The 24,799-nt window shown below is 68.1% G+C and carries 21 protein-coding genes; 9 read left to right on the top strand and 12 right to left on the bottom strand.

Going from position 1 to position 24,799, the window contains the following annotated elements:
* The first annotated feature begins 38 nt into the window (after window positions 1-38).
* The 3 genes from gcvP to DIE03_RS24065 all read left to right on the top strand — a co-directional run bounded on the left by gcvP (window position 39) and on the right by DIE03_RS24065 (window position 5,683).
* On the top strand, window positions 39-2,966 hold the full coding sequence (gcvP, locus tag DIE03_RS24075; protein ID WP_124454707.1) for an aminomethyl-transferring glycine dehydrogenase: 2,928 nt from the start codon (window positions 39-41) through the stop codon (window positions 2,964-2,966).
* A gap of 154 nt (window positions 2,967-3,120) precedes the next feature.
* Entirely contained in the window at window positions 3,121-4,263 is a 1,143-nt protein-coding gene (locus tag DIE03_RS24070; protein ID WP_124454705.1) for an alginate lyase family protein, read from the top strand.
* Between the two features lie 31 nt (window positions 4,264-4,294).
* Entirely contained in the window at window positions 4,295-5,683 is a 1,389-nt protein-coding gene (locus tag DIE03_RS24065) for an L-serine ammonia-lyase (protein ID WP_124454703.1), read from the top strand.
* A 67-nt stretch (window positions 5,684-5,750) separates the two neighbouring features.
* Here DIE03_RS24065 and DIE03_RS24060 read toward each other — a convergent pair whose 3' ends face one another.
* From DIE03_RS24060 to DIE03_RS24045, 4 genes are all read right to left on the bottom strand, one after another.
* Window positions 5,751-6,152, bottom strand: coding sequence for a type II toxin-antitoxin system VapC family toxin (locus tag DIE03_RS24060; RefSeq protein WP_124454701.1), 402 nt, complete (start codon window positions 6,150-6,152; stop codon window positions 5,751-5,753).
* Window positions 6,152-6,388 carry a type II toxin-antitoxin system VapB family antitoxin gene (gene vapB, locus DIE03_RS24055; RefSeq protein ID WP_124454699.1) on the bottom strand — a complete coding sequence of 79 codons (237 nt, stop codon included), beginning with the start codon at window positions 6,386-6,388 and terminating at the stop codon, window positions 6,152-6,154. The genes DIE03_RS24060 and vapB overlap by 1 nt, the downstream gene beginning before the upstream one ends.
* A gap of 118 nt (window positions 6,389-6,506) precedes the next feature.
* On the bottom strand, window positions 6,507-6,791 hold the full coding sequence (locus tag DIE03_RS24050; RefSeq protein WP_124454698.1) for a type II toxin-antitoxin system RelE/ParE family toxin: 285 nt from the start codon (window positions 6,789-6,791) through the stop codon (window positions 6,507-6,509).
* Window positions 6,788-7,249, bottom strand: coding sequence for a hypothetical protein (locus tag DIE03_RS24045; protein WP_124454696.1), 462 nt, complete (start codon window positions 7,247-7,249; stop codon window positions 6,788-6,790). The genes DIE03_RS24050 and DIE03_RS24045 overlap by 4 nt, the downstream gene beginning before the upstream one ends.
* 279 nt (window positions 7,250-7,528) lie before the next feature.
* Between DIE03_RS24045 and DIE03_RS24035 the strand changes: the two genes are divergently transcribed.
* Window positions 7,529-9,232 (top strand): thiamine pyrophosphate-binding protein, encoded by a 1,704-nt coding sequence (locus DIE03_RS24035; protein ID WP_124454692.1) that lies wholly within the window; start codon window positions 7,529-7,531, stop codon window positions 9,230-9,232.
* Complete coding sequence (locus DIE03_RS24030) at window positions 9,229-10,323, top strand: ADP-heptose--LPS heptosyltransferase (protein ID WP_124454690.1); 1,095 nt, start codon at window positions 9,229-9,231, stop codon at window positions 10,321-10,323. The genes DIE03_RS24035 and DIE03_RS24030 overlap by 4 nt, the downstream gene beginning before the upstream one ends.
* Before the next feature lie 93 nt (window positions 10,324-10,416).
* On the opposite strand, the gene DIE03_RS24025 is transcribed toward DIE03_RS24030, so the two are convergent.
* The 3 genes from DIE03_RS24025 to DIE03_RS24015 form a co-directional block, all read right to left on the bottom strand.
* Window positions 10,417-11,451, bottom strand: coding sequence for a helix-turn-helix domain-containing protein (locus tag DIE03_RS24025; protein WP_124454688.1), 1,035 nt, complete (start codon window positions 11,449-11,451; stop codon window positions 10,417-10,419).
* Window positions 11,452-11,656: 205 nt separating this feature from the next.
* Window positions 11,657-12,202 (bottom strand): hypothetical protein, encoded by a 546-nt coding sequence (locus DIE03_RS24020; protein ID WP_124454686.1) that lies wholly within the window; start codon window positions 12,200-12,202, stop codon window positions 11,657-11,659.
* 180 nt (window positions 12,203-12,382) lie between these two features.
* Window positions 12,383-13,909 carry an aldehyde dehydrogenase family protein gene (locus DIE03_RS24015; protein ID WP_124454684.1) on the bottom strand — a complete coding sequence of 509 codons (1,527 nt, stop codon included), beginning with the start codon at window positions 13,907-13,909 and terminating at the stop codon, window positions 12,383-12,385.
* A 321-nt stretch (window positions 13,910-14,230) separates the two neighbouring features.
* Here DIE03_RS24015 and DIE03_RS24010 point away from each other — a divergent pair, with 321 nt between their 5' ends.
* Complete coding sequence (locus tag DIE03_RS24010) at window positions 14,231-14,659, top strand: pyridoxamine 5'-phosphate oxidase family protein (protein ID WP_124454683.1); 429 nt, start codon at window positions 14,231-14,233, stop codon at window positions 14,657-14,659.
* Between the two features lie 108 nt (window positions 14,660-14,767).
* Here DIE03_RS24010 and DIE03_RS24005 read toward each other — a convergent pair whose 3' ends face one another.
* Window positions 14,768-16,381 carry an MFS transporter gene (locus DIE03_RS24005; RefSeq protein ID WP_124454681.1) on the bottom strand — a complete coding sequence of 538 codons (1,614 nt, stop codon included), beginning with the start codon at window positions 16,379-16,381 and terminating at the stop codon, window positions 14,768-14,770.
* Window positions 16,382-16,544: 163 nt separating this feature from the next.
* Between DIE03_RS24005 and DIE03_RS24000 the strand changes: the two genes are divergently transcribed.
* On the top strand, window positions 16,545-17,429 hold the full coding sequence (locus DIE03_RS24000) for a LysR family transcriptional regulator (protein WP_124454679.1): 885 nt from the start codon (window positions 16,545-16,547) through the stop codon (window positions 17,427-17,429).
* A 55-nt stretch (window positions 17,430-17,484) separates the two neighbouring features.
* Window positions 17,485-18,135, top strand: coding sequence for a hypothetical protein (locus DIE03_RS23995; protein WP_124454677.1), 651 nt, complete (start codon window positions 17,485-17,487; stop codon window positions 18,133-18,135).
* A 139-nt stretch (window positions 18,136-18,274) separates the two neighbouring features.
* Here the strand turns inward: DIE03_RS23995 and eutC are convergent, their stop codons facing one another.
* The 4 genes from eutC to DIE03_RS23975 all read right to left on the bottom strand — a co-directional run bounded on the left by eutC (window position 18,275) and on the right by DIE03_RS23975 (window position 23,617).
* The gene (gene eutC / locus DIE03_RS23990; protein ID WP_124454675.1) at window positions 18,275-19,069 is read right to left on the bottom strand and encodes an ethanolamine ammonia-lyase subunit EutC; all 795 of its coding nucleotides are present in this window, start codon (window positions 19,067-19,069) and stop codon (window positions 18,275-18,277) included.
* Complete coding sequence (locus DIE03_RS23985; protein WP_124454673.1) at window positions 19,066-20,463, bottom strand: ethanolamine ammonia-lyase subunit EutB; 1,398 nt, start codon at window positions 20,461-20,463, stop codon at window positions 19,066-19,068. Before DIE03_RS23985 ends, eutC begins: the two co-directional genes overlap by 4 nt.
* A 96-nt stretch (window positions 20,464-20,559) precedes the next feature.
* Window positions 20,560-21,969, bottom strand: coding sequence for an ethanolamine permease (gene eat / locus DIE03_RS23980; protein WP_124454671.1), 1,410 nt, complete (start codon window positions 21,967-21,969; stop codon window positions 20,560-20,562).
* 184 nt (window positions 21,970-22,153) lie between these two features.
* Complete coding sequence (locus DIE03_RS23975) at window positions 22,154-23,617, bottom strand: mechanosensitive ion channel (RefSeq protein WP_124454669.1); 1,464 nt, start codon at window positions 23,615-23,617, stop codon at window positions 22,154-22,156.
* A gap of 291 nt (window positions 23,618-23,908) precedes the next feature.
* Here DIE03_RS23975 and DIE03_RS23970 point away from each other — a divergent pair, with 291 nt between their 5' ends.
* The gene (locus DIE03_RS23970; protein ID WP_124454667.1) at window positions 23,909-24,790 is read left to right on the top strand and encodes a GyrI-like domain-containing protein; all 882 of its coding nucleotides are present in this window, start codon (window positions 23,909-23,911) and stop codon (window positions 24,788-24,790) included.
* Window positions 24,791-24,799 lie beyond the last annotated feature (9 nt).

Below are 24,799 nucleotides of genomic sequence, written 5' to 3'. Positions count from 1 at the left end.
GGCGCCGGCCTCGGCGCGCGCGGGACCAGAGTCACGCCATGAAGCTCGAACACCCGGACCGCCTGATGAACCGCACGCCCCTCTCGCTCGCCGCGCTCGAAACGCACGACGCGTTCGCCGAACGCCACATCGGCCCCGATGCCGCCAGCCAGCAGGCCATGCTCGACACGCTCGGCTTTGCGTCGCGCGCCGCCCTGATCGACGCCGTGATCCCGGCCTCGATCCGCCGCGCCGAAACGCTGCCGCTCGGCCCGTTCGCGCAGCCGAAGAGCGAGGCCGAAGCGCTCGCCGCACTGCGGGTTCTCGCGGACAAGAACCAGGTGTTCCGCTCGTATATCGGTCAGGGTTACAACGACACGCACACGCCGGCCGTGATCCTGCGCAACGTGCTCGAAAACCCGGCGTGGTACACGGCCTACACGCCGTACCAGCCCGAAATTTCCCAGGGTCGCCTCGAGGCGCTCCTGAACTTCCAGCAGATGGTCGCCGACCTGACGGGCCTCGCGATCTCGAACGCGTCGCTGCTCGACGAGGCCACTGCCGCGGCCGAAGCGATGACGCTGCTGCAGCGCACCGGCAAGCCGGCGTCGAACGTGTTCTACGTCGCCGACGACGTGCTGCCGCAAACGCTGGAAGTGATCCGCACGCGCGCGCTGCCGGTCGGCATCGAGGTCAAGACGGGCCCGGCCGCCGACGCCGCGCAGGCAAACGCATTCGGCGTGCTGCTGCAATACCCGGGCGTGAACGGCGACGTGCGCGACTACCGCGCGCTCACCGACGCGATCCACGCGGCCGGCGGCCACGTGGTCGTCGCGGCCGACCTGCTCGCGCTCACCGTGCTGACGCCGCCCGGCGAATGGGGCGCGGACGTCGCGATCGGCAACACGCAGCGCTTCGGCGTGCCGATGGGCTTCGGCGGCCCGCACGCCGCGTACCTCGCGGTGCGTGACGAATTCAAGCGCCAGATGCCGGGCCGCCTCGTCGGCGTGACGGTCGACGCGCAGGGCAAGCCCGCGCTGCGCCTCGCGCTGCAGACGCGCGAACAGCACATCCGCCGCGAGAAAGCGACGTCGAACGTGTGTACCGCGCAGGCGCTGCTCGCGATCATGGCCAGCATGTACGCGGTCTACCACGGCCCGCACGGCCTGAAGACGATCGCGCTGCGCGTGAACCGCATCGCGGCGCTGCTCGCCGCCGGCGTGAAGCAGCTCGGCTTCGCGACCGTCAACGACACGTTCTTCGACACGCTGACGATCGACACCGGCGCGCGCACCGCGCAGGTCCACGAATTCGCGAAGGCGAAGCGCATCAACCTGCGCCGCGTGAGCGACACGCAAGTCGGCGTATCGGTCGACGAAACCACGACGCGCGACGACCTCGCCGACCTGCTCGACGTGTTCGCGCAGGCCGCGGGCGGCACCGCACCGGCCGTCGACGCGCTGGATGCGGGCCTCGCCGGCGTCGCCGCGCTGCCGGCCGGCCTCGAGCGCACGAGCGCGTACCTGACGCACCACGTGTTCAACCGCCACCATTCCGAAACCGAAATGCTGCGCTACCTGCGCAGCCTGTCGGACAAGGATCTCGCGCTCGACCGCTCGATGATCCCGCTCGGCTCGTGCACGATGAAGCTGAACGCGACGTCGGAAATGCTGCCGGTCACGTGGCCCGAATTCGGCGGCATCCACCCGTTCGCCCCGGCCGAGCAGACCGTCGGCTACCGCGAGATGATCGACCAGCTCGAGCAGATGCTCGTCGCGGCCACCGGCTACGCAGCCGTGTCGCTGCAGCCGAACGCCGGCTCGCAGGGCGAGTACGCGGGCCTCCTGATCATCCACGCGTACCACGCATCGCGCGGCGAAGCGCATCGCGACGTGTGCCTGATCCCCGCATCCGCGCACGGCACGAACCCGGCGTCGGCGCACATGGCCGGCATGAAGGTCGTGGTCGTGGCCTGCGATGCACAGGGCAACGTCGACATCGCCGACCTGAAGGCGAAGGCCGAAGAACATTCGAAGGACCTCGCGGCGATCATGATCACGTATCCGTCGACGCACGGCGTGTTCGAGCAGAACGTCCGCGAGATCTGCGAGATCGTCCACACGCACGGCGGCCAGGTGTACGTCGACGGCGCGAACATGAACGCGATGGTCGGCCTGACCGCGCCGGGCCAGTTCGGTGGCGACGTGTCGCACCTGAACCTGCACAAGACGTTCTGCATCCCGCACGGCGGCGGCGGCCCGGGCGTCGGCCCGGTCGCGGTCGGCGCGCACCTCGCGAAGTTCCTGCCGAACCAGCGTTCGACCGGCTACGCCCGTGCCGAAGACGGCATCGGCGCGGTATCGGCCGCGCCGTACGGCTCGGCGTCGATCCTGCCGATCTCGTGGATGTACATCGCGATGATGGGCGCGAAGAACCTGACCGCCGCGACGGAAACCGCGATCCTCAACGCGAACTACATCGCGAAGCGCCTCGCGCCGCACTACCCGGTGCTGTATTCGGGCCCGGGCGGGCTGGTCGCGCACGAGTGCATTCTCGACCTGCGTCCGATCAAGGAATCGAGCGGCATCAGCGTCGACGACGTCGCGAAGCGCCTGATGGACTACGGCTTCCACGCGCCGACGATGAGCTTCCCGGTGCCGGGCACGCTGATGGTCGAGCCGACCGAATCCGAATCGCAGGAAGAACTCGACCGCTTCATCGCCGCGATGATCGCGATCCGCGAGGAAATCCGCGCGGTCGAGGAAGGCCGCGCCGATCGCGAGGACAACCCGCTGCGTCACGCACCGCACACGGCAGCCGTCGTCACCGCGAACGAATGGCCGCACGCGTACTCGCGCGAGCAGGCTGCGTACCCGGTCGCATCGCTCGGCACGAACAAGTACTGGCCGCCGGTCGGCCGCGCGGACAACGCGTACGGCGACCGCAACCTGTTCTGCTCGTGCGTGCCGATGTCGGAATACGCATAACGCCCGTCTCGCACCGGAGCGTCCGACCGTGACTCCACCGCACGCAGCCACCGGTTGCGTGCGGTTTTTACGTTCGCCGCCCGGCCAACCGTTTCACGTTCACCTGCCAATCCGGCTAACATCACACGCGATCCAGCCAATGAAGGAGTTCCGCATGGTGCGTCCGATGTTTCCGGGCCATGGTGCAACCAAGAAGCGGCCGTGCATGCGCGCAGGCCGGTTCGTGCCGATGCTCGTCGCCTCGCTGTCGCTGGCCGCTGCCGGCCTCGGCGCGTCCGGCAGCGCGCGCGCGGCGATGAATTTCTGCGCGGCGCCGGCCCTGCAGGCGAGCGAGACGACGCAGGCCGAACCGGGCGTGCAGGCGCTGATCCGCAGCGTCGACGCGCGCATCGGCGAGCAGCCGAAGGCAATGGCGCGCGTGCATACCGAAGGCACGCTGCCGCACGAAGGCATCTACGACCAGAGTGCGGCCGCGCTGAAGGACATGGACCTGATGCGCGACGCGGCGCTCGCGTGGCGCGTGACGAACGCGCCGCGCTACCTGCAGCTCGTCGACCGCTTCCTGTCGGCGTGGGTCTCGACCTACCAGCCGAGCTTCAATCCGATCGACGAAACGCGCTTCGAGAGCCTGATCGTCGCGTACGACATGACCGCGAGCGCGCTGCCGGTAAAAACACGCAACGCGACGGCCGCGTTCATCGCGAAGCTCGGCGCCGGCTATGTCGCGCAGATCGACGCGCAGAAGCGCCCGCTCACCGGCACCTGGCGCAACAACTGGCAGAGCCACCGGATCAAGCTGATCGCGCTGTCCGCGTTCACGCTCGGCGACCGCAAGATGATGAACGCCGCGCAGCGGCTGTTCGTCGAACATCTCGCCGACAACATCGGCCCGGACGGCAAGACCTGGGACTTCGAGGAACGCGATGCGCTGCATTACGCGGTCTACGATCTGCAGCCGCTGGTGACGGCCGCGCTCGCCGCGCGCCGCTTCAACCGCAACTGGCTGCGCGAACGCGGCGCGAACGGCGCAACGCTCGCGGCGGCGCTCGACTGGCTCGTGCCGTACGCGCTCGGCGAGAAAACCCATGAGGAATTCGTGAATTCGCCGGTGCCGTTCGACGCGAAGCGCCGCGAGGCCGGCCTGCCGGGTTACACGGGGCAGTGGGACCCGAAAAACGCCACCGAACTCTTTCATCTGGCCGCGCGGCTCGACGGGCGCTATGCCCGCGTCGCGCAGCAGCTTTCCCCAACGCCGCCCGCATGGCTCGCCGCGTGCCTGCCATTGCAGGCGCGCTAGCAATTATTCTTATAGCAAGGCAGGTATCGAAATGGCAGTCAGCGTGTTTGACCTCTTCAAGATCGGCATCGGTCCGTCCAGTTCGCACACGGTCGGACCGATGCGCGCGGCGCTGATGTTCGTCCAGGGCCTCGAGCGCGACGGGCAGCTCGACGCGACGGCCCACGTGAAGGTCGAGCTGTACGGCTCGCTCGGCGCCACTGGCAAGGGCCACGGCACCGACCGCGGCGTGATGCTCGGCCTGCTCGGCGACGCGCCCGACACCGTCGATCCCGACACGATCGACGCGCGGCTGGAAGACGTGCGCAAGTCGAAGCAGCTCGCGCTGCTCGGCACGCATCCGGTGCCGTTCGTGCTGAAGGAGAACATCGCGTTCTACCGCCAGGCGCTGCCCGAGCATCCGAACGGGATGAAGCTGCGCGCATCCGACGCGAACGGCACGGTGCTGGTCGAGCGCACCTACCTGTCGGTTGGCGGCGGCTTCGTCGTGACGGCCGGCGCGCCGAACACGAAGGTGCTGAGCGCGGCCGAGCAGATGACGCACCCGTTCCGCACCGGCGCCGAGCTGCTCGCGCTGACCGAGTCGACCGGCAAGTCGATCGCTCAGCTGATGTGGGACAACGAGCGCGCGTGGCACACCGAGGAAGAAACGCGCGACGGGCTGCTGAAGATCTGGTCGGTGATGCAGTCGTGCGTGTCGCGCGGCTGCGGGATCGGCAACCCCGATGCCGACGGCAACCTGCCCGGCCCGTTCCAGGTCAAGCGCCGCGCGCCGCAGCTGTACCGCACGCTGACGGGCAGCCCGGAGCGCGCGCTGCAGGATCCGCTGTCGATGATCGACTGGATCAACCTGTACGCGATCGCGGTCAACGAGGAAAACGCGGCCGGCGGCCGTGTCGTCACCGCGCCGACCAACGGCGCCGCCGGCATCATCCCGGCCGTACTGCACTACTACACGCGCTTCACGCCCGGCGCGAACGAGCAAGGCGTGATCGACTTCCTGCTGACGGCCGCCGCGATCGGCATTCTTTACAAGCTCAACGCGTCGATCTCGGGCGCGGAAGTCGGCTGCCAGGGTGAAGTGGGGGTCGCGTGCTCGATGGCGGCCGGCGCGCTCGCGGCCGTGCTCGGCGGCACGCCGCAGCAGGTCGAGAACGCGGCCGAAATCGGGATGGAACACAACCTCGGCCTCACCTGCGACCCGGTCGGCGGGATGGTGCAGATTCCGTGCATCGAGCGCAACGCGATGGCGTCGGTGAAGGCCGTCAACGCGGCGCGCATGGCGCTGCGCGGCGACGGCTCGCACTATGTGTCGCTCGACTCCGTGATCAAGACGATGCGCGAGACGGGCGCCGACATGAAGACGAAGTACAAGGAAACGTCGCGCGGCGGGCTGGCGGTGAATATCGTCGAGTGCTGATGCCGGATCCGGCGATGGCGCGCGGTGGATCGACACCCTGCGTTGCCGCCGGGCATGGCGCCCGACGCTAGTCGTTCAGCCAGTTCTCCAGTCGCAACCCCGGATAGCTGACGAAATCCCGCTCGTTGTTGGTAACGAGGACGACATCGAGCGACACCGCATGAGCGGCGATCAATTTGTCGAGGTGATCCTTCTTTCGCTCGCGGGTCGCGTCGCGGACCGGACCATACGCTTGCGCTGCCGCGGCGTCGAAAGGCGCGACGGGAATATCCTCGATCAATGCGGCGAGATTGCGGCGCTCTCGCGCGGGGCTCGTGCATGCGGTCACGCCGTACTCGAGCTCCGCATAGGTGATCGCCGACATGACGACGTCGCCCGTGTAGCACTGCGCAAACCGTCTCGCGACCTGCTCCGGCTGATTTTTCATCAGATAGATGCACATGTTGGTGTCGAGCATGAATCGCGGCATCACAAGCCCTCGCGTTCGGCCTGCTCCTGGTCGCCCCGCCCTTCGGTCATGAAGTCGGGCCCGAATTTCGCGAACTTCTCAAGTACGTGCGTCAAAGGCCGCCGCATCGGCCGAATGCGGATTTCGTCACCGACGCGCTCGATTTCCAGTTCGATATCGCTGCGCTCATAAGCAAGGTCCGCAGGAATTCGCACGGCCTGCGAGTTGCCGTTCCTGAATACCCTCGTGGTATGCATGTCGATCTCCGGTCGGATGTACATTGTATGTACATTATCCGATGCAGGTCGAAATGTAAATCCATGTGTGTACATGGCAGTCTTTCCTTGGCTGACGAGCCGGCAATGAATACGCGCATCACGGCCACTGCCGTCGCGCATGCAACACGCGAAGGATCTCCACGATGCGCGCGGCCGGCCGGATGCGATACACGAGCACATAGTTCGGCGCGACCACCAGTTCTCGCGTACCTGCCACACGCCCATGCCGATAAAGCTCGGCATGGGTCGTCAACGCCGCGGCCCTTTCTTCCAGCAGCTCGTCGAGTTCGAGCGCGGCCGCCGGGTCGTCCTCGCTGATGTAGTCCATGATCGCGACGCGATCCTCGTACGCCTTGGGATTCCAGTGCAACTCGAGGGTCAAGAAACATTCCCTCGCTTGTCCGATATTCGCCGGCGTAGCGCCGCGCGGCGCGATGCGAAGTCGGCGCTGACTTCGGCGTCGGGAATCGACGCACGCGGATCGTCCAGCGCCTGCTGCACCTGTTCGCGAAACCAGCGGTCGTGGGCTGCTGCCTCGTGCGCCGCCTTCAACGCGGCTGAGCGATCGGGCCGGGCCGCCCGACCGGCCGCATCCGGATCGAACGTCGACGCATCCACATCGAACCGGCTGATGCCGATGTCGCGCAGAAAGCCAACCAGCGTTTCGAAACGGCGAAACACCCGCACGTCGCCGCGCTTGGCCGACAGGAATCGGTCATTCGCGCCGCAACGTGCCGAGATCGCCCAGCCGTTGCGGCAGCCCACCACGCGGGCCGCACTTACGGCGCCGGCCTCGACCAGCTCAGTCAGCGTCTTCTGATCGATTGTTTCGGTTGCCATGGTGTTCCTCGATCCAGCTGTGGGTTCGTTGGAAATTTTACTGTTAAATGAGATGCCATTTTATTATTGTTTGGGAGACCTAGTTCCCGTGGCCACGACAGACATCCGGCTCGGTCCCAACAGCATCCACTTTTCACCGTCGCGCGCATCCGCACAAGCTGGCCATTCGGCCACCGAAGTCCTGACGCACCCGCCGCACCACCCAGCGTTCCGACACTTTTCAGCGACCGGCGTACCGGCGTAAGCTGTACGTCCCGCTACCCAGGGAGACGGCAGCCCATGTCGCATTCCAAGGATCTCGAGCCGCGCGCCACCACCGGTGCGCGACTGCTCGTCGATGCGTTGCTCGCCAATCACGTCGAACGCGTGTTCTGCGTGCCGGGCGAGAGTTTCCTCGCGGTACTCGATGCGCTGGCGGACGACACCGCGCGCATCCAGACGGTCGTCTGCCGCCACGAGGCGGCCGCCGCGAACATGGCCGAAGCGATCGGCAAGCTGACCGGCCGCCCCGGCATCGCCTTCGTCACGCGCGGGCCCGGCGCAACCCACGCGTCGATCGGCGTGCACACCGCGTTCCAGGATTCGACGCCGATGATCCTGTTCGTCGGCCAGTGCGCACGCGAGCACCTCGACCGCGAAGCCTTCCAGGAAATCGACTACCGCCGGATGTTCGGCCAGATGGCGAAATGGGTCGCGCAGATCGACGACCCGCGCCGCATCCCCGAATACCTGAGCCATGCGTTCCACGTCGCGACATCGGGCCGCCCCGGCCCGGTCGTGCTTGCGCTGCCCGAGGACGTGCTGTCCGAAGCGTGCGCGTCGCAGCCCGTCGTGCCGGCCGCGAAACGCATCGCGGCCGCACCGTCGGCCGCGCAGGTCGATGAGTTGCGCGAGCGGCTCGCGCGCGCGGAACGGCCGGTCGCGATCGTCGGCGGCAGCGGCTGGACGCCCGACGCGTGCGCGAACCTGCGCACCTTCGTCGAACGCTGGCAGTTGCCGGTCGCCTGCGCGTTCCGCTTCCAGGACACGATCGACAACGCGCACCCGAACTACGCGGGCGACGTCGGGCTCGGGATCAATCCCGCGCTCGCGAAACGCATCCGCGACGCCGACCTGCTGCTCGTCATCGGGCCACGCCTCGGCGAAGCGACGACCGGCGGCTACACGCTGCTCGAGATCCCGAAGACGCGCCAGACGCTGATCCACGTGCACCAGGGCGCGGACGAGCTCGGCCGCGTCTACGCGGCCGACCTGCCGATCGTGTCGGGGATGCCGGAGATCGCCGCGCCGCTCGCCGCGCTCGAGGCGCCCGAACGCCCCGCGTGGGCCGGCACGGCTGCCGACGCGCATCGCGCGTATCGCGAATGGCATGCGCCGCTGCCGATGCCCGGCGACGTGCAGCTCGGCGACGTGATGGTGCAGTTGCGCGAGCGCCTGCCGCACGACGCGATCCTCACCAACGGCGCCGGCAACTATGCAATCTGGCTGCATCGCCACTTTGCGTACCGGCATTTCCGTTCGCAGCTCGCGCCGACCAGCGGCGCGATGGGCTACGGGCTGCCGGCCGCGCTCGCCGCGAAATCGCTGTATCCGCAGCGCGCGGTCGTCGCGCTCGCGGGCGACGGCTGCTTCATGATGGCCGGCAACGAGCTCGCGACCGCGATGCAGTACGGGCTGAACATCGTCGCGATCGTCGTCAACAACGGGCATTTCGGCACGATCCGCATGCATCAGGAGCGCAACTACCCGGGCCGTGTGCACGGCACGGGGCTCACGAACCCCGATTTCGCCGCCTATGCGCGTGCGTTCGGCGCGCATGGCGAGACGGTCGAGCGCACCGCCGATTTCGCGCCCGCGCTCGAACGCGCGCTGACCTGCGGGCTGCCCGCGGTGATCGAGATCCGCATTCCGCAGGACGCCAGCACGCCGGCCGCGACGCTCGAGCAGATCCGCGAGCAAGGCCGCCGCGCGCGCGGCGGATGACGGTGGATACGCCCACCGCGCCGCCGGGCGGCGCGCTGTCGCACGAGGACGCGCTGGCCTGTCCCGGCACGCTGCTCGCACCCGATGGCACGCTCGTCGCGCCGTACGACGTCGAGCACGGCGGCGGACGTGCCGACGGCCACGTGCCGGCCGCGCCCGCGCTCGGCCTGCTGCACGCCGCGCACCGGCCGTTCCGGCTCGACCATGACGGCACGCGGCACGTGCACGTGATCAACGGCATGGGCGTCACGCTCGGCGATTCGGTGATCGGGCTGACGGCCGTCGCCGCGCTGCGTGCGGCCCACCCGGGCCTGCGTGTCACGCTGTACCGGCCGGCCCGCGCACCGCGCTACGTCGATGCGCTGTATGCGCTCGCGGCCGACGTCGTCGCGCCGTCGCGCACGCTGCCGTGCCCGGTCGAAGCACTGCCCGCCGATGCACCGTGCATCGACGTCGGCAATCACCTGTACTGGCCCGCGTTCGCGCGGCTGCCGATGATCGATTTCTTCCTGGATGCGCTCGGCGCCGACCCGGCCGCCGTGCCGGCCGCCGCGAAGCGCAACCGCTGGCTCGCACGGTTGCCGCTGCCTGCGCTGCCGGCCGCCTGGCAGCGGCCGTACGTGCTGTTCTGCCCGAATGCGAGCACGGCCGTGCGCAGCGTGCCGCCGGCGCTGCGCGCGGCGTTCGTGGATCGGCTCGTGCGGCGCTACGGGCTGCCGGTGGCCGGCTTCGGCGCGGTCGCGCATCCCGCTTACGTCGACGTGAGCAGCGACGCCACCGACACCGCGCGCTTCATCGCCTGGGTCAAGGGCGCCAGCGTGCTGTTCACGCCCGACACGGCCGCGCTGCATCTCGCCGACGGGTTCGACGTGCCGACGCTCGCGTGCTTCACGACGATCGGGCCGGCGCTGCGCGTGCGCGACTATCCGCATTGCGTGCCGGTCGCGCTCGAGCTGCCCGTCGAATTGCACGGGTTGCATCGCAGCGAGCAGCCGGACGATCTGGCCGCAGTCGAAGCGGCTTACCGCGCCATCGACTGGGATGCGCTGGCGTGGCCCGCACCGCGCGAAGTGGCACCGGCGGTCAACTGAGCAAACCCGACGCGGCCTTCGGCAGGACAAACGAACAAGTAGCCGTGCACGCACGCCCCCTGTGCCGACGCGGCGCCGCCCCGGCTGCGCGGCTCACCCCGCCGCGACCGTCACCGCGCGATCGCGCAGCGTCTCCGACGGCCGCTTGCCGAACAGCCGCCGGTAATCGGTCGCGAACTGGCTCAGGTGCCAGAAACCCCACGCCTCCGCGACATCCTGCACCGAGCCGGCCGCGCGGCCGCACAGGTCGCGCCGCGCGCCGTTCAGCCGCAGCGTGCGCAGATAGGTCGCGGGCGCCATCCCGAGCACGTCCTGGAAACAGTACTGCAGCGTGCGCCGGCTCACGTGCAGCTGCTCGCACAATTCCGGCACGCCGACCGGGCGCGTGCGATGGGCGAGCACGTAGTCGCGCGCCTGTTCGACGATCCAGCGCCGCGTCGACGGCGCGGCGCCGCTGCCGTCGTCGGCCGGTTGCGCGCACACATCGAACAGCGCGGCCAGCACGTCGGCCTGCAGGTCGTCGCGCTGCGCATCGGGCAGCGGCCCGTCCATCGCCACCGCGCCGTCGAGACGGCTGCCGAGCAGCGCGCACAGGCGCGCGAGCCGCGCATCGCCGACCTGCATCACGCGCTGCGTGAACAGCCGCTCGTCGAGCGCGCGACGCTCGACTTCCTCCGCATAACGGCGCAGCACGTCGCCGCGCACGACGACGCCGTAGATCGAGAACTGCGCGGGCGTCACCAGTTCGAATTCGACGTTCCCGGGCCGGAACGCAAGCGCGCCGGGCCCGATCCGGCACGCATCGACGCGCGCAGTGCCGTCGCACACGAGCGGGATGCCGAACCAGTACGCGTCGCCGCGCACTTCGCAGGCCTGGCGCAGCAGATGGCTCGTCGATTCGCGAAACAGCTTCATCGTGTCGAGCGGCAGTTCGGTCAGCGTGCCGACGAAGCGGCCCGCCGCGAGCTGGTCGTAGGTCTGCCGCCAGCCGATCAGGTTGCGCGCCTGCTCGTCCGCATCGTGCGCGACGCTGACGACCGCCTGCCCGGCCAGCGCGTCGTCGCCCTGCGCGTTGCGCCGCGTGTCTTCGGCGGTCGGTTCTTCGCTACACGCCACGTGTTGATCCATCGTGTCCTCCCTCTCCTGCCCGGAACTGCGCGTATCACGCAAGTCCCGTGCCGAACCGCCCGGCCCGGCGCACGACCCGCCATTCCACACAGTCCGGCCGGCGCGCGCCATGCGGGCGCACCCGAAGACGGCGTACCGCGCACGCCGCCGGTGCGGCACGCGCGACGACTGCGCATCCGCGCCGTGATCGCCTCCCGGCTACCGGTTATCCGGCCGGCTTCAGCCGCACGACCCGCGTGCCGCAGTTGCCGTACGCCTGCGCGACCGCCAGCTCGACGATCGCGCTGCCGGCCGCCCACGGCGCCGCATCCGCTTCCGGCAGATCGGCCCGCAACGTCGCACGACCGTTGATCCGGTAGCGGATCCCGCGCACGAAATCGACGAACAGCAACCCGACGCCGCTGCCGTCGCACGCCGCCGCGTCGATCCGCCCGCCGCCGCCGTCCGGTACGGGCAACGCGAACCGCAGCGTCTTCGTGTCGATCACGCGCGCGACGGGCAGCAGATCGCCGTTCGCGTCGCGCAGGCTCTGCACGATGTCGCAGGACACGACGGCGGGCGTGCCGCTTGCAATGCCGACGAACATGAACGGCTGCGACTCGACGAACTGCCGCACGCCGAGGCTCAGGCGCGTGGTCACGACGTCGCTCATCCGCTCGGCTTCGTCGGCGACGCCGAAGCGGTGCTGCGCATCGAGCTCACCCGCATGGAATACCGGGTGACGCGGAAAGGATCGGGGCGGCTCTGCCATGCTGGTTGTCGTCGTCGCGCGCATCGATGCGCCGTGCCGCCGCGCGCCCGCGGCTGCCGGCATCGTTTCCGGCGCCGGCCGCAAGACAACGCGGCCCGCGCCGGGGGCCGAATTCCGGAATCGAACGGGGCGGAGGCACCGGGACCGACCGGCCCCGGCGCTCCGCCACCGCTTCGGCGATCAGAAGAACCCGAGCGCCTCGGCCTGGTAGCTGACCAGCAGGCATTTCGTCTGCTGATAGTTCGACAGCGCCATCTTGTGCGTCTCGCGGCCGATCCCCGACTGCTTGTAGCCGCCGAACGCCGCGTGCGCGGGGTACAGGTGGTAGCAGTTGGTCCACACGCGGCCGGCCTCGACCTCGCGGCCCATGCGGTACGCACGCGTGCCGTTGCGCGTCCACACGCCCGCGCCGAGCCCGTAGAACGTGTCGTTCGCGAGTTCGATCGCTTCCTGCTCGTCCTTGAACGTCATCACCGACGCGACCGGCCCGAAGATCTCTTCCTGGAACACGCGCATCTTGTTGTTGCCGAGCAGCATCGTCGGCTTCACGTAGTAGCCCGTGCCGAGTTCGGCGGCCGGTGCCGTGCGCTCGCCGCCCGTCAGGCATTGCGCGCCTTCGCCGCGGCCGATGTCGATGTACGACAGGATCTTGTCGAGCTGCTGCTGCGACGCCTGCGCGCCGATCATCGTCTGCAGGTCGAGCGGGTGGCCGGACTTGATGCGCTCGACGCGCGCGACGGCCTTCTCGATGAAGCGTTCGTAGATCGATTCCTGGATCAGGATCCGCGACGGGCACGTGCACACTTCGCCCTGGTTCAGCGCGAACATCGCGAGCCCTTCGAGCGCCTTGTCGAGGAACGCGTCGTCCTGGTCGAGCACGTCGGCGAAGAAGATGTTCGGGCTCTTGCCGCCCAGTTCGACCGTCGACGGGATCAGGCTGTCGGCCGCCGCACGCAGGATATGCTTGCCGACCGGCGTCGAGCCCGTGAACGCGATCTTCGCGATCCGCTTGCTGGTCGCGAGCGCTTCGCCCGCTTCCTTGCCGAAGCCGTTTACGATGTTGATCGTGCCGGCCGGGAACAGGTCGCCGATCAGCTCCATCAGCACCAGCACCGACGCGGGCGTCTGCTCGGCCGGCTTCATCACCACGCAGCAGCCGGCCGCGAGCGCCGGCGCGAGCTTCCATGCGGCCATCAGCAGCGGGAAGTTCCACGGGATGATCTGGCCGACGACGCCGAGCGGCTCGTGGAAGTGGTACGCGACGGTGTTGTCGTCGATTTCGGAGATGCCGCCCTCTTGCGCGCGGATGCAGCCCGCGAAGTAGCGGAAGTGGTCGATCGCGAGCGGCAGGTCGGCTGCCATCGTCTCGCGCAGCGGCTTGCCGTTGTCGATCGTCTCGGCCACGGCCAGCAGCTTGAGGTTCTTTTCCATCCGGTCGGCGGCGGCGAGCAGCAGGTTCGCACGCTCGGCCACCGACGTCTTGCCCCACTTGCGGCGCGCGGCATGCGCGGCGTCGAGCGCCAGCTCGATGTCGTCGGCGCCCGAGCGCGGGATGCGGCAGAACGGCTGGCCGTTGATCGGCGACACGTTCTCGAAATACTCGCCCTTCACCGGCGCCACCCACTTGCCGCCGATGAAGTTGTCGTACTGCTGACGGTACGGATATTCGACGTCGAGGCCCAGTTGCTTCAGGTCAAACGGGTTCATACATGTCTCCTGTTCATCGTGCTTGTGTGAGTACAGCGCCGGTTGGAATGCGCTGCACTCGTTTACGCAACATGCGTGCCAAACAGGATGGGAGCACGTCGATCACGGCCGGCCCGCGTGCGCACCGTGCGGCGTTCGCGCGCGCGGCATGGCCGGTGTACCGATTCTGAACACCGCGGTTGCGCAGCGATGCGGCCGGTGTTCGGAATTTCCACAGTGCGCGGCGGTGCGCTGCCCGCGGACGCGCACCTTGGCGCGTGGCATGTCGCTTGCGTGCGGATCGGGGATCCATACGCCACGGCGCACCTGCCGACCGACACCATGAACGATCGCGGCCCCCTGACCGACGACGCCATCGCGTTCATCCGCGAGCAGGCCTTCCTGATCGTCGCGACCGCCGACGCGGCCGGCAACAGCGACTGCTCGTACCGCGGCCGCCAGCCGCGCGGCGACGGCTCGTTCGAGCCGCTCGTCGATATCCCGGACCGCCGCACGCTGGTGCTGCCCGACTTCGCGGGCAACAACCTGTTCAACACGATCGGCAACCTGCTCGTGAATCCGGCGATCGCGCTGCTGTTCGTCGATTTCGTGCGCCAGACGACCTGGCTCGTGCAGGGCCGCGCGACGCTCGACGAGGAGGCGGGAAGCCGCGCGCACCTGTGGCCCGATGCGCTGCGCCATGTGGTGATCGACGTGGAACGGGCACAGGCGCGGACAGATGCGGCGCTGCCGTCGCTCGTGCTGGCGTGATGCACGGCCCCGGCGGGTACCGCGCAGAACAGCGGACCATGCGGGCACGGCGGCGGCATTGACCGATGTGCAGAAGCACAGATGTGCCGATGTGCCGCGACGCAACGCTCAACGCCCGTGCGTCTCCGCACAGGCCGGTTCGACCCGGCTGCGCGCCGACGCATCGGCATGCGCCCGGCCGTCCGTTTCGTCGCTCGTTTCGTCGTGAGCCGGACGCCCGCCGAGAAACACGAACACCACGCCGGCACACAGCACGGTGACGACGGCCAGCCCCGTCAACAGCCGGTCGAACGCATGCGTGTAGCTCGCGATCAACGCCGCGTGCCCGACACCCGGCAACGCGGCCGCCGCGCCCGCGAGATCGCCGGTCGCGAGCCGTGCGGCGCCCCGCAGCGTCGCGTCCGGCGTGCCGGCGGCACCTGCCGCCTGCGTCAGCCCCGTCCGCGCCAGCCCGGCCAGCACCGCGCCGACGATCGCCAGCGCGATCCCCTCGCCGGCCACGCGCGTCGTGCTGAAAATGCCCGTCGCCATCCCGGCCCGCTCCTTCGGCACGACGCTCACCGACAGCCCGTCCATCAGCCCCCAAGGCATGCCGGCGCCGACGCCGATCGCGAGCATCGGCGCGATCGCCGCGGCCCCCGCGCCGCCGCGCAGCGCGATGCCGAGCCACACGAGCCCCGCCGCCGCGACGAGGAGCCCCAGCCCCGAGATCACGCCAGCCGACAGCCAGCGCGTGAGCGTCGCCGCGACGAACGGCACGACGAGCATCGGCGCGGAGATCGCGAGCATCAGCCAGCCGGCGTCGATTTCGCTGAAGCCGTCGATGCCGATGAAGCGCAGCGGCAGCACGACGAGCAGCACGATGTAGCAGCAGCACGTCGACACCGGCAACACCTGCACGCCGACGAAGCGCCCGATGCGAAACAGCGACAGGTCGAGCATCGGCCGCGCGACGCGTGTCTCGATCATCACGAACGCGCCCGCGCCGAGCGCCGCGCCGGCCAGCAGCGCGATCACGAGCGTACTCGACCAGCCGCGCGCGGGCGCCTCGATCACGCCGAACGTGAACAGCGTCAGCGCGGCCGTGAACGCGGCCGTGCCGGGCCAGTCGAGCCCCGTTGCGTGCGGGTCGCGTGACTCGTGCATGCGCGGCAGCCCGAACACCAGCGACAGCACGCCGGCCACCGCGCTCGTCACGAAGATCGCGCGCCAGCCGTAATGCCCGATCAGGCCGCCGGCCAGCACGGGCCCGAACGCGAGCCCGATGCCGAAGGTCGTGCCGAGCAGGCTGAACGCGCGCGTGCGCGCCGCGCCGTCGAATTCCTGCGCGAGCGCGGCCGTGCCGCCCGCGAGCGCCGCGGCCGCCGCGAGCCCTTGCGCGGCGCGCAGCAGGTCGACCGCGAGCATCGACGGCGCGAACGCGAGCGCGACCGACATCAGCGTGAAGCCGCCGACGCCGATCGCGAACAGGCGCTTGCGGCCGAACTGATCGGCGAGTGCGCCCGATGCCATCAGGAAGCTGCCGAACGCGAGCATGAACGCGTTGGTGATCCAGTTCATCGCGACCGGGCTGCCGTGCAGGTCGCGGCCGATCGCCGGCGTCGCGACCGCGCCGCCCGAAAACGACAGCGGCAGCGCGACAGCGGCCATGCAGACGGCGGCCAGCACCCATGCGCGCCGGCGCGCCGACTGGGCCGAAACGGCTGAAACAGGGTGATCCATCATCGCTCCTCGAAAAGCCGGCGCGGATGCGCCGTCAGAGCGACAGAAGATAAATCCGATTTAATCTGCGAAAAACCACGCGAAGTTCCATATATAACGGACTAAAATTCCGCAATTACCCTGGCCGCGGGCATCGTCGTACGCCCTTCGATTCGATGGAAAGATGGAAAACCTCACCGGCATCGTCGCGTTCGTCCGCACGGCCGAAGCGCTGAGCTTCGTCGCGGCCGGCCGCACGCTCGGCATCTCGGCATCGGCGGTCGGCAAGACGATCGCGAAACTCGAACAGTCGCTCGGCGTGCGCCTGTTCAACCGCACGACGCGCCGCGTCACGTTGACCGAAGAGGGGCGGCACTTCTACGAACGCTGCCAGCGGATCCTCGAGGATTTCCGCGACGCGGAGGCGACCGTGACGGCGTCGGCGCAGCGCCCGCGCGGCAAGCTGCGCGTGAGCCTGCCGGTGATCGGCTACCGCTTCCTGCTGCCCGTGCTGCCCGAATTCCGGCAGCGCTATCCGGACGTCGAGCTCGATCTCGATTTCAACGACCGGATGGTCGACGTCGTCGAAGGCGGGTTCGACGCGGTGATCCGCAGCGGGCCGCTGTCGGATTCGAGCCTGATGTCGCGGCGGCTCGGCCCGTTCGCGTTCGTGCTGTGCGCGACGCCCGCGTATCTCGCGCAGGCCGGCACGCCGCGCACGCCGCGCGACCTCGAAGCGCACGACTGCGTGCGCTACTGCTTCCCGACCACCGGCAAGCTGCAGGACTGGGCGTTCGCCGCCGACGACGGCACGCCGCTGAAGCTGCGCACCGCGATGACCTGCAACAACATGGAGGCGCTGCGCGGCACCGTGCTCGCGGGGCTCGGCATCGGCTACATGCCCGACTTCCTCGCGCGCGACGCGCTCGAACAGGGTGCGCTCGTCACCGTGCTCGACGACTACCGGATCGCGCCGGGCCAGTTCTCGATCGTGTGGCCGTCGAGCCGGCAGTTGTCGCCGAAGCTGCGCGTGTTCGTCGATTTCCTGTGCGAGCGGCTGTTCAGGTAGTCAGCTGGTAAGCAAGTTGGACTATTGAGTCAGCAAAGCGAGAAGGATTAGCGTTGTGAATATGATCGATCTGTATGCCATACACGAGCAAAAAGCTCGCGAAGGTCTTCTGACAATTCATCCATCTCGATGGCTATACACCGGCCGCCAGCTAGGGCGAGGTGGCGTGTTCGAATTTCTCTCTCAGGGAAAACAAGAAATTCGAATTGGTGATCAGCTCATTCAACACTTCAGTCAACTTCGTGACGCGGGGTTGGACAGCAAAGTACGCCATAAGCATGGTTACTACTTCGCTACACCGGAGATTGCCGAGCGATACCGCGAGTATGTCCCGCGAGATCGCGGGCTCGAATGCGCCGTACGAGACGTCTTATCCGTGCGAAATCCTGCCGGGCAAGCCGAAGTCCATACCCTGGTCGGTTACGTCGATCTGCTACTTCCTACTGCGGTCATAGAGGTAAAAAGCTTCGTCAAGTGGAAGCACGCGCTCGGGCAAGTCCTCGCATACTCAAATTACTACCCGGATCGACGCAAAGTAATTCATCTCTACCTCCCTGGCGCTCAACGTCCGCAGCTAACCGAGCAGCTAAAAATTTGCACCGAATTTAACGTAGATATCACTTATCAAAACCTTCTACCTAGCCGATTCGGCCCTATGTCGAGACTTGGTCAGGAATTTAATTCCAGGGAGGCAACACCCGCGTGACATCCAAACTCGCGGTGCGTCGTTAGCGCGAGTAAATTCACGAGGTCGATGCTTGTCCGCCTCATACGTTCTCCCGGTCGTCTACGATTGAACTCTCGCCTCCCTTCCGATCCCACCCCGGCTCGGCACCGTCCCACTGTCACGCCGCCCCGATCCGCTCCGCTTCCACCGGCGGCAGCAGCGCGTCGCTGTCGTCCTTCAGCCCGACGCCCGTCAGCTGGAGCCTGCGCGCATGCGTCATCAGGTAATGCAGCTTGTGCGCGGCGGCCGCGTGCGACAGCCCTTCGGGCCGCACGTTCGAGATGCAGTTGCGTAGCGCATCGTGACAGCCGACTTTCGGCGCCCACGTCAGGTACACGCCGAGGCTGTCCGGCGAGCTGAGCCCCGGCCGTTCGCCGATCAGCATCGCGACGACCTTCGCGCGCAGCAGCTCGCCGATCTCGTCGCCGAGCGCGACGCGCGCCTGCGTCGCGACCACCACCGGGCCGATCCGCCAGCCGTCCGCCTCGAGCCGCGGCCGCACGGCCTGCAGCAGCGGCAGCGCCTGCTTCGCGGCCGCGAACGCCGACAGCCCGTCGCCGACCACGAACACGACATCGGGCGCATCGTCGAGCGCCGCGCCGTAACCGGCGAGCAGCCCGCAGCTCTCGTCCGACAGCTTGCGGCCGAGATCGGGCCGGCGCAGGTAGTGGTCGCGGTCCGGCGCGGCGCTCTGCACGCGCAGCGTCGGCAGCAGGCCGGCCGCCTCGATCTCGCGCCGCAGCGCGTCCGCGTCGAGCGGCTGGTGCACGGCGTCGCGCGCCTGCGCGTGCGACAGGTTGAAGGCCAGCAGCGGCGCGGTCGGCAGGCTGTTGCCCGCGCGGCCGAGCGCGATCCGCGCGTTCGTGAACGACTTCAACTGGCCCCACGGATTCTTTTCGACGGCATCGCTCATGCTGACAACCCCATCCAGTCGTTCGCACCGGCCAGAAGCGGCACGCGGGCCGACGCGGCGCGCAGCGCGCCGTGCGCGTCGGCGATCTCCATCGTCTCCAGCCACTCCTCGAATTCCGGTGCACGGCGCAGCCCGAGCACCTCGCGCACATAGAGCTGGTCGTGGAACGACGTGCTCTGGTAGTTCAGCATCACGTCGTCCGCGCCCGGAATCCCCATGATGAAGTTGATGCCGGCCGCACCGAGCAGCGTCAGCAGCGTGTCCATGTCGTCCTGGTCGGCTTCCGCATGGTTCGTGTAGCAGATGTCGCAGCCCATCGGCACGCCGAGCAGCTTCCCGCAGAAGTGATCCTCGAGCCCCGCGCGGATGATCTGCTTGCCGTCGTACAGGTACTCGGGGCCGATGAAGCCGACCACCGTGTTCACGAGGAACGGGTTGAACTTGCGCGCGACCGCATACGCGCGCACTTCGCAGGTCTGCTGGTCGACGCCGAAATGCGCGTTCGCCGACAGCGCGCTGCCCTGGCCCGTCTCGAAGTACATGAGATTGTTGCCGACGGTGCCGCGCTTGAGCGACAACGCGGCCTCGTGCGCTTCGCCGAGCAGCGCGAGCGAGATGCCGAAGCTCGCGTTCGCCTTCTCGGTGCCCGCGATCGACTGGAACACGAGGTCGACCGGCGCGCCCTTCTCGATCGCGCCGATCGTGTTGGTCACGTGCGTGAGCACGCACGACTGCGTCGGCACGCCGTAGCGTTCGCGGAACCCGTCGATCATCGCGAGCAGCTTCATGATCGCCGCGAGGCTGTCGGTCGCCGGGTTGATGCCGATCATCGCGTCGCCGCAGCCGTACATCAGCCCGTCGAGCATCGATGCGGCGATGCCTTTCACGTCGTCGGTCGGGTGGTTCGGCTGCAGCCGGACCGACATTCGGCCGGCGAGCCCGACCGTGTTGCGAAAACGCGTGACCACGCGGCGCTTGCGCGCGGCCGCGATCAGGTCCTGGTTGCGCATCAGCTTCGACACGGCCGCGACCATCTCGGGCGTGAGGCCCGGCGCGATCCGTTCGAGCGCCGCGCCGTCGGCGGCGGGCGACAGCAGCCAGTTGCGGAAATCGCCGACGGTGAGGTGCGAGATTTCCGCGAACGCGTGCGCGTCGTGATCGTCGATGATCAGGCGCGTGACCTCGTCGTTTTCGTACGGAATCACCGCTTCGTTCAGGAACGCCTTCAGCGGCACGCCCGCGAGCGCGATCTTCGCGGCCACGCGCTCCTCCTCGCTCGCCGCCGCGACACCGGCGAGCTGGTCGCCGGAACGCAGCGGGCTCGCCTTCGCGAGCAGCGTCTTCAGGTCCGCGAAGCGGTACGTGCGCGGACCGATCGTCTCCGTGTAGGACATCGTTCGAATCTCCTTGCCAAAAGCCGACGGCGCGCCCGTTCGACAGGGCGCGCCGGATACCGTCAGAAACGGCCTGCCACTTTCGCCTTCACCTGCTCACTCCTCCAGCAGCGCGTCGCCCGGCGCACTCGCCCGCTGCGAACGCGTCGCGAGGAAGTACGCGTAGCCGACCGCGAGGAAGCCGACGAACACCAGCGCGACCAGCCCGTTGAAGTACACCATGGTCGCGAGACAGACGAGTGCCGCCAGGATCGCGAAGGCCGGGAAAATCGGGTACAGCGGCGCGCGGAACGGCCGCGCCATGTTCGGCTGCGAGCGGCGCAGCTTGAACAGCGACGCCATGCTCACGATATACATCACGATCGCACCGAATACCGACATCGTCACGATATTCGCGGTGAGCGTCTGCCCGCCGAACTGGATCAGCTCGTCGCTGTAGATCGCCGCGATGCCGACCACGCCGCCCGCGAGGATCGCGCGATGCGGCGTCTTGAAGCGCGGATGCACCTTGCCGAGCCATTCGGGCAGGTAGCCTTCGCGGGCCAGCGCGAAGATCTGGCGCGAATAACCGAGGATGATCCCGTGGAACGACGCGACGAGCCCGAACAGCCCGAGCCACACGAGCATGTGCATCCAGCCGCTGTTCGCGCCGACGATGTACTTCATCGCCTGCGGCAGCGGATCGTTGATGTTCGCGAGCTTGGTCCAGTCGCCCGCGCCGCCGGCGAACACCATCACGCCGATCGCGAGCGCGACGAGGGTCAGGATCCCGGCCACGTAGGCGATCGGGATCGAGCGCTTCGGGTTCTTCGCTTCCTCGGCGGCCATCGCGACGCCTTCGATCGCGAGGAAGAACCAGATCGCGAACGGGATCGCCGCGAACATCCCGTGGAACGCGCCCATGCTGAAATGATCGGCGCCCGACCAGCCGCCCTTCATGAAGTTGCTCCACGCGAAGCCCGGCGACACGACGCCCATGAACACCAGCAGCTCGAAGATCGCGAACAGCGTGACGACGAGCTCGAAGGTCGCCGCGATCTGCACGCCGACGATGTTCAGCGCCATGAACACGAGATACGCGCCCATCGCCGCATGCTTCGGCTCGAGGCCCGGGAACTGCACGTGCAGGTAGGCGCCGATCGCGAGCGCGATCGCGGGCGGCGCGAACACGAACTCGACGAGCGTCGCGGCGCCGGCGAGATAGCCGCCGGTCGGGCCGAACGCGCGGCGCGCATATGCAAACGGGCCGCCCGCGTGCGGGATCGACGTCGTCAGCTCGGTGAAACTGAAGATGAAGGTCGTGTACATCGCCGCGACGAACAGCGCGGTGATGACGAAACCCAGCGTGCCTGCGCTCGCCCAGCCGTAACTCCAGCCGAAGTATTCGCCGGAAATCACGAGGCCGACCGCGATGCCCCACAGTTGCCAGGTCCCGAGCGTCTGCTGCAGCGCGGGCTGGCCGGACTTTGCGCCGGCGGCGGGCCGGCCATTCGACTCTGCTTTCATCGGACTCTCCTCAAAGGCGCCGGGCTGCCGGCCCGCGCGACTGAGAATCGATGCTAGAGAGTCATTAAACGACGTGTTATCGAAATTCGGCAAAGATCGCGGCTGACGTTTCGCTTGCAGAAACGCCCGCCGAGCTCGTTGCGACGGCGATCCGGCCGCGCGACGCAGGCCGGATCGCCCGTGCTTACTGGCCGCCGCCGCGCTGGTTGAACCAGCGGTCGAGCAGCTTGCCGGCCGCCTCGCGGCCGCCGAGGCCGAACGACAACGCCACCGCCACCGCGATCGCGCCGAGCACGAGGCCAAACGCGAGCTGGACGATTTCGTTGGCAATCCCCATCGCCCGCAGCCCCATCGCGAACACGAGGCCGAGGATCGCGAATTGCGCGATGCGCGCGAACAGCACGCTGTGCTCGCGGTCGGCCTGCTCGATCACGCGGCGCGCGAGGCCCGCGAGCCACACGCCGATCACGAGGATCACGCCGCCCATCAGCACGTGGCCGCCGAATTCGATGAACAGCGTGACGACGTCACGCACCTGCGAGAAGCCGAGCCGGTTCGCGGCTTCGACCGACGCGAACAGCATCGCGAAGAACACGATCAACCGTGCGACCAGCACCGACGGCTGCAGGATCCCCGAGAACACGCGCTCGACGCCGAGCACGGCCGGCAGCCCGTCGACACCGGCCGCTTCGAGCAGCTTCTGCGCGAGCGATGCGACGAAGCGCGCGAAGTAGAACGTGACGAGCACGATCACGATCGCCGCGACGATGTCCGGCACCGCGCCGAGGAACTGGTTCAGCATGTTGGTCGCGGGAATCGAGATCGCCTCGATCTTCAGCGCGTCGAGCGCGGAGATCAGCGTCGGCACGAACACGAACACGTAGACGATCGTGCCGATCAGGCTCGACACGCGCACGGGCGTCGGGCTGTCGAGACGCTGTGTGAGGCGGTCGGCACCGGCGGCGACGAGCAGGTTCGTCACGAGGCCGCGCAGCACGCGCGCGACGATCCAGCCGACGAAGCCGATCACCGCGGCCGCGAACAGGTTCGGCACGATCGCGAGCAGCTTGTCGACCATCCCCTGCACCGGCGACAGCAGGCCCGACAGCGCGAACGACGCGAGGATCGCCGGCAGGAACATCAGGATCACGAGCCAGAACAGCACGTCGCCGAGATAGCCGCTCATCGGCTGCATGCCGGCACCTTCGGACAGCTTGTCGTCGATCTTGCTGGCCTTCAGCGCGCGGTTCGCGAGGCTGCGCAGCAGCGACGCGATCAGCCACGCGATCAGCGTCAGCGCCGCGCCGCCGATCAGGTTCGGCAGGTAGTTGACGATGTGCGTGACGAGCAGCGAGAACGGATTGGACACCGCGTACAGGTTGAGCACGTTGAAGATGCCCACCGCGGTGACGAGCAGCACGAGCCAGAACAGCCCGCCGGCGATGATGCGCTCGACGCACGCGCCCTGGCCGGTGCTGTCGGTGATCCGCTTGTCGACCTTCAGCGCGTTGAGCAGGCGCAGCGCGCCGGCCCGCACCACCACGGCGATCAGCCAGCCGATCACCAGGATGCCGATCGCGCCGGCGATCTTGGGCAGGTATCCGCCTAGCGTGGTCTGCAGCGACGTGATGAAGCTGGAAGCATCCATTTCTTCTTCTCCCGAAAAACGTGGTGTTGCGATTGGACATCGACGAACTACCTGCGTACTTCGAAAAGCGTGCTGCCCGGCTTGGGTGACCGGTTCGAGCAACTTACCCGAGAAAAATGACGCGATCACCCGATTTCACCGTCTTTAACTTTAGTCGTTGATCGCGGAGGGGCAAGACCCCATTTCGTGAAATTTTTAAAAGGGGCGGATTCATTCGCGGCGCGGCATTTCCGCAAGATTTGTCCATTCGGCCCGTGCTACCGTGACGTCGGTTCCAGCCCGGACACGTCGATGACCCCAGCCGAAACGAAAACCGACCCGCCCGCGTGGGTCCGCTACGCGGCGAGCGTGGCGCGCGTCCACGCGTATATCAGCGCGCATCTCGACGGCCCGCTCGACCTGAACCGGCTTGCCGAAGTCGCATGCCTGTCGCCGTATCACTGGCAGCGCGTCTACCGCGCGCTGTACGGCGAGTCGATCGTGCTGACGGTGCGGCGGATGCGGATCGTGCGGGCATCCGAGGATCTGGTCTGCACCGCGCGGCCGCTCGACGAGATCGCGCGGCGCGCGGGCTACGGTTCGACGCACGCGTTCGCGCGGGCGTTTCGCGACGCGTACGGCGTGCTGCCTGCGGAGCATCGCCGCACGGGCACCCACCGGCCGATTTATCCACTACAGCGAGGAGAGGAAGACATGTTCAAGCATGAAGTCGAAATCCGGCGCCTGCCGGAACTGCACGGCTACGCGGTGGCGCACACCGGCGCGTACATGAAGGTGGGCGATGCGTTCGGGCGGATCGGCGCGTGGGTCGCGCAGCACGGGCTGATCGGGCCGGGCGCGAAGATGATCGGCATTTTCTACGACGATCCGGACACGACGCCCGAAGCGCAGTTGCGCGCGAAGGCCTGCTTCATGCCGGCCGACGGCGCGCCGGACGTCGAGCCCGTGCCGCCGGTGGAGCGTGCGACGATCGCAGGCGGCGAATACGCGGTGCTGCTGCATACGGGGCCGTACGCGGACCTGAAGACGGCCTACCAGTGGCTCTACGGCGACTGGCTGCGTCACTCGGGCCGCGAGGCCGCCGACGCGCCGCCGTTCGAGCTGTACCTCAATACGCCGATGGACACGGCGCCAGCGGACCTGCTCACCGAAATTCACCTGCCGTTGCGCTGAGCGAAGGGC

This window comes from Burkholderia sp. Bp8992, from assembly GCF_003853705.1.
In the GTDB taxonomy this organism is placed as follows: domain Bacteria; phylum Pseudomonadota; class Gammaproteobacteria; order Burkholderiales; family Burkholderiaceae; genus Burkholderia.
This window is presented reverse-complemented; position numbering and strand designations above follow the sequence as displayed.